The organism is Arthrobacter sp. H41 (assembly GCF_000520535.1).
Taxonomy (GTDB): domain Bacteria; phylum Actinomycetota; class Actinomycetes; order Actinomycetales; family Micrococcaceae; genus Arthrobacter_D.
The window spans coordinates 25,805-36,157 of the sequence record NZ_KI914800.1 but is presented as its reverse complement, the minus strand read 5'-3'; the positions used below and the strand labels follow the sequence as shown (position 1 = coordinate 36,157).

Annotated in this window: 10 protein-coding genes and 1 pseudogene; 7 read left to right on the top strand and 4 right to left on the bottom strand. The window is 67.4% G+C overall.

Annotation, left to right across the window (positions count from 1 at the left end; all coding sequences use genetic code 11):
* The 3 genes from Y705_RS19110 to Y705_RS0110395 all read left to right on the top strand — a co-directional run.
* Window positions 1–189 (top strand): non-canonical purine NTP pyrophosphatase (locus Y705_RS19110; protein ID WP_275450806.1); only part of this gene is annotated, 189 nt, incomplete at its 5' end.
* Between the two features lie 56 nt (window positions 190–245).
* Window positions 246–917, top strand: coding sequence for a DedA family protein (locus Y705_RS0110400; protein WP_026532803.1), 672 nt, complete (start codon window positions 246–248; stop codon window positions 915–917).
* 28 nt (window positions 918–945) lie between these two features.
* Window positions 946–1,935: an exonuclease domain-containing protein gene (locus Y705_RS0110395; protein WP_026532802.1), complete on the top strand. Its 990-nt coding sequence runs from the start codon at window positions 946–948 to the stop codon at window positions 1,933–1,935.
* Between the two features lie 37 nt (window positions 1,936–1,972).
* On the opposite strand, the gene Y705_RS0110390 is transcribed toward Y705_RS0110395, so the two are convergent.
* The gene (locus tag Y705_RS0110390; protein WP_026532801.1) at window positions 1,973–2,404 is read right to left on the bottom strand and encodes an Lrp/AsnC family transcriptional regulator; all 432 of its coding nucleotides are present in this window, start codon (window positions 2,402–2,404) and stop codon (window positions 1,973–1,975) included.
* Window positions 2,405–2,528: 124 nt separating this feature from the next.
* Between Y705_RS0110390 and Y705_RS0110385 the strand changes: the two genes are divergently transcribed.
* Entirely contained in the window at window positions 2,529–3,560 is a 1,032-nt protein-coding gene (locus tag Y705_RS0110385) for an ornithine cyclodeaminase (protein WP_026532800.1), read from the top strand.
* A 9-nt stretch (window positions 3,561–3,569) separates the two neighbouring features.
* Here Y705_RS0110385 and Y705_RS23190 read toward each other — a convergent pair.
* The 3 genes and pseudogenes from Y705_RS23190 to Y705_RS0110375 form a co-directional block, all read right to left on the bottom strand.
* Window positions 3,570–3,701 (bottom strand): annotated as a pseudogene (locus Y705_RS23190) (IS481 family transposase); the annotation flags it as partial.
* A 118-nt stretch (window positions 3,702–3,819) separates the two neighbouring features.
* On the bottom strand, window positions 3,820–5,508 hold the full coding sequence (locus tag Y705_RS19105) for an HNH endonuclease signature motif containing protein (protein ID WP_049822592.1): 1,689 nt from the start codon (window positions 5,506–5,508) through the stop codon (window positions 3,820–3,822).
* A 138-nt stretch (window positions 5,509–5,646) separates the two neighbouring features.
* Window positions 5,647–6,762, bottom strand: a complete 1,116-nt coding sequence (locus Y705_RS0110375) for an ADP-ribosylglycohydrolase family protein (RefSeq protein WP_026532799.1) — start codon at window positions 6,760–6,762, stop codon at window positions 5,647–5,649.
* A gap of 248 nt (window positions 6,763–7,010) precedes the next feature.
* Here Y705_RS0110375 and Y705_RS19100 point away from each other — a divergent pair, with 248 nt between their 5' ends.
* From Y705_RS19100 to Y705_RS19095, 3 genes are all read left to right on the top strand, one after another.
* Window positions 7,011–7,970 carry an aquaporin gene (locus tag Y705_RS19100; protein ID WP_049822591.1) on the top strand — a complete coding sequence of 320 codons (960 nt, stop codon included), beginning with the start codon at window positions 7,011–7,013 and terminating at the stop codon, window positions 7,968–7,970.
* 50 nt (window positions 7,971–8,020) lie between these two features.
* On the top strand, window positions 8,021–9,184 hold the full coding sequence (locus Y705_RS0110365) for an exonuclease SbcCD subunit D (protein ID WP_026532798.1): 1,164 nt from the start codon (window positions 8,021–8,023) through the stop codon (window positions 9,182–9,184).
* Window positions 9,185–9,200: 16 nt separating this feature from the next.
* Window positions 9,201–10,353, top strand: a 1,153-nt coding sequence (locus Y705_RS19095) for an AAA family ATPase (RefSeq protein WP_155850029.1), incomplete at its 3' end; no start/stop codon positions are given.

The following is a 10,353-nucleotide window of genomic DNA, read 5'->3' as shown; positions in this document are numbered from 1 at the left end:
ACACTGCTCGCCGCGCCTCGGGGCTCGGGGGGCTTCGGCTATGACCCGGTGCTGGTGCCCTCCGGCATGGACCGCACGTGCGCCGAACTGAGCGGCGCCGAGAAGAACGCGATCAGCCACCGGGGCCTTGCCTTCCGTGCGCTGCTGCCCTCCCTCGTCCGCGCCCTGCAGGAGCAGGAACCCGCCTGAGGGGAAGTAGGCCCATTTGGGAGATGCCCGGATGCATAGGGCAGACTTGACGGGTTATGACTACACTTCTGCGCCCGGCACTCATGTCCTCTTCCGACGGATCCGCGCTCGGCGGTGTCGCCGACTGGGCGGTCACCATGATGGAGACCATCGGCGCACCCGGTGCCGGCCTGGCGATCGCCCTGGAGAACCTCTTCCCGCCGCTGCCCAGCGAAGTCATCCTCCCGCTGGCCGGCTTCACGGCGAGCCAGGGAAACTTCACGCTGTTCGAGGCGATTTTCTGGACGACACTCGGCTCGGTGGTCGGCGCCCTGGCGCTGTACGCCCTGGGGGCCGCGCTTGGACGACGACGGATGCGCGCCATCGTCGGCAAGGTGCCCCTGATCGACGTCGAGGACATCGACAAGGTCGAGGCGTGGTTCAACCGGCACGGGTACAGTGCCGTGTTCTTCGGGCGCATGATTCCGCTGTTCCGGAGCCTGATCTCCATACCGGCCGGCATCGAGCGGATGCCCCTGACCGTGTTCCTGGTCCTCACCACGGCGGGCAGCCTGATCTGGAATTCGATCTTCGTGCTCGCGGGGTTCTACCTGGGGGAGAACTGGCACATCGTCGAGGAGTATGCCGGCATCTTCCAGCGGATCGTCATCATCGCCGTGGTGCTGGTGGCCGTCTATTTCGTGGTGACCAAGGTGCGCAAGTACCGCCGGAGCCCGAAGGCCGAGTAGGAGCCGCTGCAGCGGCTAAACTTGTCGGGTGGGAATTGAGTTCACGGCCATCGACTTCGAGACGGCCAACGGGTTTCGGGGTTCACCCTGCGCCGTCGGGTTGACCAAGGTGCGGGCGGGGCGCGTGGTGGAGGAAGCCTCCTGGCTGATGAGGCCGCCCGCCGGCCACGACCACTTCGATCCGCGCAACATGGCCATCCACGGCATCACCGCCGACCGGGTGGCCCGGGAGCCGCGGTTCGGTGATCTCTTCGCCGAGATCGGCGGTTTCATCGGCAATGACATCCTGGTGGCCCACAACGCGGCGTTCGATCTCGGCGTACTTCGTTCGGCCCTGGAGGTTTCCGACCTGGCCGGGCCCGGGTGGGACTACGCATGCACCGTGCTGCTGTCCCGGCGGAACTACTCCCTGGCGTCCTACTCGCTTCCCTTCGTCGCCGAAGCGGCGGGCGTTCCCCTGCTCAACCACCACGACGCAGTGGAGGACGCGCGTGCCTGCGCCGGGATCCTCATCGACATGGCGCGGCTGAACGCCGTGGACACGGTGGAAGCGCTCGTGGCGTCGCACCAGCTTCCCCTGTACCGTGCCGAAGCCTATGAGCCGGGCGTCCACGATCTCTCGAAGGCCACCCGGACGGCGCTCGGGAAGGGGACGGCGACGGCGTGGGCCGGCTGGCCGGAGGAGGGACCCAATCCGGCAGCCAATGCCCAGGCGGACCCGACTCATCCGCTGTATGGGGAGACCGTCGTCTTCACGGGAACCCTCGGCCTGCCCCGCCCGCAGGCGAAGGTGCGGGCTGCCCGGCTCGGTGCGCAGCCGGCAAGCGCAGTCACGCGGAAAACCACGGTCCTGGTGGTCGGGGACGGCTTCGTCGCTGCTGACCTGCGGAACGGCCGCATCACCGGCAAGGCGCGGCGCGTGCTCGACCTGCATGAGCGCGGGCAGCGCATCGAGGTGCTCTCCGAGGCGGAGTTCCTCCAGATGACCGGCGGAACATGGCCGGCGACCAGCCCCTAGGCAGCCGGCGCCACGGTGATTCCTGCTGGGGCCCGCGTTACCGCAGGACCGAGCTGAGCAGCAGGCTCGTCTCGCTGTTGATGACCCCGTCGATCGACCGGATCCGCCCGAGTAACTGATCGAATGCGGCGAGGCTTTCCGTCTGCAATTCAGCCACCAGGTCCCACCCGCCGTTGGTTGAATGGAGGGCTGTGATCTCGGGCAGCCCTCGGAGTTGCCCGATCACCGTGCTGGTGGCCCGGCCCTCCACTGCAAGAAGGGACACGGCGCGTATGGCCAGCGGATCCAGTTCATCGCGGACCCGTACCGAGAAGCCCACGATCGTCCCGGTGGCGATCAGCCGTTCCAGGCGGCTGTTGACCGTTGCCCTGGCCACACCCAGGCTCCGTGCGAGGCTTGCCACCGGCGCCCGTCCGTCCTTGCGCAGGGCTGACAACAGGCGGCGATCGAGATCATCGAGAGTAAACATGAGCACAATGTATCTTCCGGTGCAACAGTATGCATATTGTATGGGCGAAAAACGGGCGATTCGGTTATTGTCCTAGCAGAATGCCGCAAACTAGCCTTGATTGCCTAAGGATAGGGAGTCGCGAATGACGCGTTTTGTCGATGTTGCCAACATGGTGCGCTGGACGGCCAGTGTTGGGCCGGAGAGAATAATTGCAGGGATGATCCCGTATCTTGAGGCCGATTTCCGCCGCTGGGAGTATTTCGACAAGTCCTCCCGGGTCGCGAGCCACACACCCTTCGGCGTCATCGAGCTCATGCCGACCAGCGACTCCGAAACGTACGGTTTCAAGTACGTCAACGGGCACCCCTCGAATCCCCAGCGCGGCTTCCAAACGGTGACTGCTTTCGGCATGCTCGCCGACGTCTCCAATGGGTATCCCACGTTCCTGACCGAAATGACTGTCCTGACCGCGTTTCGGACGGCGGCGACGTCCGCCATGGTCGGAAAGAAGCTGGCGCGGGTGGGTTCGAGCCGGATGGCGATGATCGGGGCCGGCAGTCAGGCGGAGTTCCAGGCGCTGGCGTTCCGGAGCGCCCTGGGCATCGAGCGGCTGACGGTGTGGGACACCGATGCTGCGGCGATGGAAAAACTGGTCCGGAATCTGGGGCCGCTCGGTTTCGACATCACCGTGGCAACCTCGGCAGCCGATGCCGTCCGGGGAGCGGATGTCGTCACCACGTGCACGGCGGACAAGGCCAACGCCACCATCCTCACCGCAGAAATGGTGGAGCCCGGCATGCACATCAATGCGATCGGCGGGGACTGCCCCGGAAAGACCGAGCTGGATCCGGCGATCCTCGAGCGGAGCGCAGTTTTCGTGGAGTTTCCCGAGCAGACCCGGATCGAAGGCGAGATCCAGCAGATGCCTGCGGACTTCCCCGTCACCGAGTTCTGGCAGGTCCTGGACGGTACGGCGCCCGGGCGGGCCTCGGAGGAGCAGGTCACCGTCTTCGACTCCGTCGGCTTTGCCATTGAGGATTTCTCGGCAATGCGCTTTGTCCGCGATGCGGTGGAGGGAACGAACTTCGGAGAGGACATCGACCTGGTCGCCAGCCCCGACGATCCGAAGGACCTGTTCGGGCTCGTCGGGGCTTTCGCCCCGGTGGGTCCCTGACCCTGTTGGCCATCTCTTCGCGGTCGGCCAGGACATGTGGAAGAACACAGCGGCGTGCGCGACCGGCCACCCATCGTCAACGATCAGCCGCCCGATCCGCAGTCGTTGAATCGGAGCAAGAGCAGCATTAGCGTGAGACACGAGGACCTCCTGGTCGATAACGGGACCTAGACAGCTCCACTTTCGACCGGAGGTCCTCCTCGCGTCCAGAACTTACAACGCGTCATCACACATCAACCAACGTCCCCGGGCAGTACACCTAGAACGGTGCCGGGTCAGCAGCGAGCGCTTCCGCTGGGTCCTGCACTGGATCTGGGCGCAGGTGCTTCCGTGACGCGTCTATCGGGTCTCGCATCGAGGCTGCCGTTGAGGGGCTTGTCAGCGAATTGGCGGGCGTGGTGGTGTAGGTGCGGTAGGTCGGTGAGGTCCAGGAGAGGACGCCTGCTGTGTTGCTCGTGAGGTTCCATGAGGTGATTGATTTGAATCTGTGGTGTTTGGCGCATAGATGGGCGAGGTTCCCGTGGTCCGTGGTGCCGCCCTGGGACCAGGGCACACTGTGGTCCACCTCGCAGTGTGCTGCCCCACGGCTGCATCCGGGGAATCTGCACGTTTCGTCCTGGAATCGAAGCCAGCGTCTCAGCAGCGTCGATGGCAGCCGTGCCTTGCGTCCCATGCTTAGCGCATTATCCTCGCCGCCTACCAGCAGGGGCGTGAAGTGCTTGCTGATCGCGGCCAGTTCCCGTGCCGACGTAGGGCTGATGGGTCCGTAGCCCTCCAACTGTGCCGGGTTCTCGGTGAGCCCTAAAAGTGTGTGCACGTCCATCGTGACCAGCACCTCGGCACCGACGGGGCCGCGACCGGCCAGCTCCGACCAGCCGCTGCTGCCGCCGGTTCCGCTGCCGCTACCGCCGCCGGTTCCGGCGTTGCTTCCGCCGGCGGTGGCCGTGGAACGAACCTGGTTCTCGGTATCCGGGCCGGGGCGGGGGCGGGTCACCGGGCCAGTGAGCAGGTCCGTCAGGATGTCGGCCCGCAACTGGGTGAGGGTGCGGGCCTCATCGGGGCCCTGTACTGATTTCGCCAGAGCCGTCACCATCCCGAATACCCCGGAAGCCGTTTCAGCGCACAGGTAGGCCGAGAGCCAACACATTCCGTCCTTGTCGGGGATGAGTTCAACGCGCCGGTCGGCGGCGGCTTTGACCTGGCGCCCCTTGATCGCCTCGGGATGGTGGCGCTCCCGCTCCCGCCGTGCGACACGGGCCAGTTGGGCACGGGTCCGTCCGGGAGCTGCCGCCAGCAGACAGTGCTCGTAGTCCTTCCGTGCCGACGACGGAACGCCGTCGGACTGCTCGACGATCTCCACAGCATGGTGGTACGTGATGACGCCTCGACGCAGAGCCAACAGCGTGTCGGGGAAATCTGTACACAGGGCGTGGCTTGTCCGCAGCAGGGCCACTGCGGTGCGCTCCGACAACGACAGGGCGCAGGCGATCTCCGTCGCCGTCAGGCTCGCCGCCAACTCCTCATCGGCCCGCCTCAACCGGCGCAGATAGGTCGCATCACAGGCCCGTGGCATCGACGCACCCCCACCCGCTGCGCACGCCGCCGTCGGGGTAGCTGCCGCTGGATTACCCGCTGCGCACGCCGCCGTCGCAGTTGCCCCAGGATTACCTGCCGCTGGGTCACCTGCCGGTGGACTGCCTGGAACGGAACCCTGCCGGCCGCGCGCTTCGGCCTTTGCCGCCAGACCGTTGTGGCGCATCTCGTCCTGGAAGCGCTCCTCCAGCAGGTGCATGACCTCCGCCTGGCCAGCCTGCGCCCACGCGATCAGGGTGCCGAGTTTCGCAAGAGCGTCCGTCAATCCAGGGCCATCGAGCAACTCGACGGACAAAAGACCGATAAGTCCACTGAGACCGGGCTTGACCGTCGCAGAGGCACCTGCATCCTCCATACTCGGCTCTCCACCTCGACCTGCCATACCACTACACTTTCACCCACCCCTGACATTTCCTGCGGGACGGTTTTCCCTGGAGGATCGGAGAGACGGCCCCGAGCAGCAGACGTGCCGGATGCGGGAATCAGCTGAGGATCAGAGCCGGGATTTCTCCCCTGCAATGGCACCGATCAGCGCGGACGCCGTTTCCCGCACCACGCCGGCTCCCTCAACCCGGTCCAGCCATTCGCCGGGGAACGCTTCGATTCCGTAGAGCGCGCCGATCAGGTTCCCGACCAGCGACCCGGTGGTGGTCGGGTTGCTCCCGATGTCCGCAGCCAACTGCAGCGCAGCCCGGGCGTGGTCGCGGGCGCCGACAGGACCGGGGACCCCACCGGGAGCCGTCCCTGCGCCCTCGTCGGGAACAGCGGCCAGCACCGCGTAGACAGCCAGGGCGAGCGCCCCGGTCGCGGTGTAGCCGGAACCAAGTTCGACGGCGATGTCCGGCGCAGCGGGTGCGTTGACTGCGCCTGGATTCGCAACCGGATCCCCAGCCAGCTCCCGAGCACGGGTGAGTGCTGCGGCGAGGTCCTGGTCCCCAGCCGCACCTGCCTGCTCAACAGCACGATCGACGGCGTCGGACAGTGGACTGAACTCCACGACGATTCGGTGGATCAGGGTTGCGAAAACCACTGCCGCAGTCCTCGCCGCACTGTGCCCGTGGGTGAGGGCGGCGGCGTCACGCGTCAGTTTGTCCACCATGCCGAGGGGAATGCGGGGTACCAGTCCGAAGGGTGCGGAGCGCGACATCGCTCCGGCGTCCTGGGCGGATTGGTTGACCGGGCGGTGCCGTGTACCCATCTCGCCGGTCCGCAAGCCGCTGATCGAGGTGCTCCCCGGATTACGGCGTGCGTGCAGTACGGCATGGCGGTCGATCGGACGGGGAGGCGGCGACGGCGCGATCGGTGCGGGGACCTCGCCCTGGGTGGCGAGCCATCGGAGATAGGCCAGCCAGAGGCACGCTGTCTCGTCGGCGGCGACGCCGTCGTTGGCCCACTCCAGCGCGTCCACCAGTCCGTCCACGGTGTACAGCGTGAGCTGGGTGTCCTCGGCGAACGGAAGTCCAGCGGTCGACTCGGGGGAGCGCTGCAGCACTGCGAGGCGGCTTTCCGGCGTCGTCGCCTGCTGCCGTGCGTAACCCAGGGCGTTGCCGAGCGCTCCGCCAAGGAGGCAGCCCAGGACCTGGTCGGGATATGTCGGTTCGATTGCCACCGAACCAGTCTAGGGGCGGGGGAATTCCCACGCCGTTCCTTCGCGCGCGCTTCGCCGACAGGTCGCACCCCACTCGGAGTTCTTCTTTTTGTCACCCAACCACGCCGAGCGTTCCTAACATCCGTGGACGATACATCTAGGATGGAACGCTGAACCGGATCGCGCAGGCAGCCCTCCCCGCAATCGAGCGGGGCCGGTGAGCTGCCCCTGACCGCCGACCGAAGCCACCAACCAAGGGAATCTCCGTCATGTCGCACGAAAGCCCGCACGCCCTCGCCGCCGGCCCCGCCGGCCCCCACCAAGCAGACTCCGCACCGGTCCAGCCGCTGCGGAGCTACGGGCTGGGGGTGAGGTCGGCGGCCGAGGGAGCCGGGTCCTTCCTGGTCGTCCTGGCCGGCATCGGCGTCACCACCCTGAATACCGACGCCGGCATTCCCCCGGTCCTCGCCTTCGGGTTCGGACTGCTCGCGGCGATGATCGCATTCGGACACGTGTCCGGTGGGCATTTCATCCCCGCCCTCACGCTTGGTTCGGCCATCGCGGGCAGGACGCCGTGGCGCTCGGTGGTTCCCTATGTCGTGGCGCAGGTGGTCGGGGCGGTGGCGGCAGCAGGCCTCCTGTGGCTGATCCTCAGCGCCAATGGCCAACTGCCCGATTCGACGACGCTGTTCACCGTCGGCGCGAACGGCTTCGCCGACCACTCCGCCGTGCAATTCCCTCTCGCGAGCTCGTTCCTCGCTGAAGTGGTGGCCACAGCGCTCCTCGTCGCGGTGTTCCTCGGAGCGACGGCGCGCTTCGCCAGCCGGTCGGTGGCGCCGTTCGCCGTCGGCCTGACCTATGCCGCCCTGCTGACCGTGCTGCTGCCGATCACCAACGGCTCGATGAACCCCGCGCGTTCCACGGCCGTCGCCATCTTCTCCGAGGGCTGGGCCCTCGAGCAGCTGTGGCTCTTCTGGGCGGCTCCCGTGGTGGGAGCGGTCCTCGCCGGCCTGATCTACTGGAGCGCCGAGGCGCTCCCGAAACGGACCACACCGTCTGCTGACGCCCTCCCTGCCGAGGCCGCTCCCGCATCCCCGGCCGTTACCTCGCCGTCGGCACCGGGCACGGAATCGCGGTCGTTCTTCGATCAGGACGACAACGCCGCCGACGACACGGGTTCCCCCCGGCGCGCCGGCGACGATCCCTCGTTCGACAAGCCCGGACGATAGCCTTGCACGCTTCACCCGTAATTGTCCGACCTCCGAGGTAGGTTCGAATCATGCGGTTACTCCACACCTCCGACTGGCACCTGGGCCGGTCGTTCCACGGCACGGGGACCCTCGCTGCGCAGCGGATCTTTCTCGACAACCTCGAGAAGACGGTGCGGGAATCCGAGGTCGACGTCGTCCTCATCGCGGGTGATGTCTACGACCGCGCCCTCCCGGGGGTCGACGTCGTCGAACTCTTCGACGACGCGCTGGAGCGCCTGACCGCCGCCGGAGCGCAGGTCATCATCTCCAGCGGAAATCATGATTCCGCCACCCGGCTGGGGTTCGGGGGCCGCATCCTCGAGCGCGGCGGCGTGCATCTGCGTACCCGCCTCGAGGATCTTGCCCGCCCGGTCCTGCTGCCCCTCGGTCCGGGAGCGGAGCTCGCCGTCTACGGGGTGCCGTACCTCGAGCCGCGGATCGTCGCCACTCCACTCGACGCCGAGCAGCCCACCCACGCAGCAGTCACGGAGGCGGCGCTCGAGCTGATCGACGCCGATCTTCGTCGCCGGCGCAGTTCGGGCGCCGTCCACTCACTGGTGATGGCACACACCTTCGCGAGCGGCGGCACCAGTTCGGACAGTGAACGGGAACTGGCGCTCGGAGGATTGGGGGCTGTGCCGCTCAGCCTCTTCGAACGGTTCGACTACACCGCCCTGGGGCATCTCCATGGTCAGCAGCAACTGACCCCGACGGTGAGGTATTCGGGCTCGCCCCTGCCGTATTCCTTCTCCGAAGCGCGGCAGACGAAAGGGGCCTGGCTCGTGGAATTCTCCGCCGCCGGCCTTGGGGAGATCACCCCCGTCCGCTGGCCGGCGCCCAAGCGGCTGGCCGTGTTGGAGGGACACCTCGACCACCTGTTGGGCGATGAAACCCTGGTCTGGGCCGAGAGTGCCTACTGCCAGGTGACGCTGACCGATCCCGAGCGCCCGCCACGAGCCATGGACCGGCTGCGGGAGCGGTTCCCCGAAACCCTCGTCCTCGTCTTCGCCCCCGAGGGGAAGTCCTCCGAGGACACCCGGACCTACAGCCAGCGGATCGCCGAAGCCACGGATGACGCGGACATCTGCTGCGGTTTCCTCGAGCACGTGCGGGGACGGCGGGCATCCCCCGAGGAACGGGCGCTCATCGACACCACCATCGACGCGGCCCTGAGCTCCGGCGCGGAACGCTGAGAGGCCGGGACCTTCCATGAGACTTCATTCGCTCTCCCTCCAGGCCTTCGGGCCGTTCGCCGAAAAGCAGAACGTCGATTTCGACGCGCTCGCCGCACAGGGACTGTTCCTGCTCAACGGGCCCACGGGTGCGGGAAAGTCGAGCGTGCTCGACGCCATCTGCTTTGCGCTGTACGGCTCGCTGCCGGGCACCCGGAACACGGCGAAGCGGTTGCGGAGTGATCATGCCCCGGCGGGACTCGCCCCCCAGGTCGAGCTCGAATTCACCGTGGGGCACCGCCGGTTCCGGGTGGAGCGGTCACCGCAGTGGGACCGACCCTCGAAGCGGGGTGGTGGAACGACCGTCGAGCAGGCGAGAACCCTGCTGAGCGAACTGGTGGGGGAGGCATGGGTCCAGAAATCCACGCGCAACGACGAGGCATCCGGTGAGCTCCGGGCGCTGCTCGGCATGGACAAGGAGCAGTTCACCCGGGTGGTGATGCTGCCGCAGGGGGAGTTCGCGGCGTTCCTCCACTCCGATGCTAAATCGCGCGGAGCACTTCTGCAGCGGCTCTTCTCGACCGACCGGTTCGAGAACCTCGAGACGCTGCTGACGGAGAAGGCACGTGCCGCTGCGTCGGCGCTCGACGCCGCGGAGGCCGAGCAGCACCACACGCTGCGGGGGGCTGTGGACGAGGCGGCTCGCCACGGCATCTCCCTTGAGCTGCCCGATGATGCCTCTCGAGATGATGCTTCTTCCGCTTCCGCGCCCGCCGGGACCGTTCGTGAGCCGGAGGTCGCCGCCGGAAGCCGACCGGATGTCGCGGATGGGCCGGCACTGCTGAAGGTGCAGCGGCTCCTCGAACTCCTGGAGGCCCGGTGCCGGGAGGCCCACGGCGACAGGCAGGAGTGGGCGCAGGCACTCAGCGACGGCGCTGCGTCCCTTTCCCGTTCCCAGGCCCGACGCGCCGGCGCCGTCGCCCTTGACCGGCTGCGGGAAGCGCAACGCGGGCACGACGGCGAGCGGACCAGCGTGCTGGCCCTCCGCTCCGCGGTAGAGCGGCACCAGGCCGCCCGGCTGCTCGAGGGTGAGCTACGTGTCGTGGAGGAAGCCACCGCGGAGCACGACGACGCGCAGGAGGCGAAAGCCGCAGCCCTGGCTGCGCTGGAAGGCAACGAGCCGGCTGCCC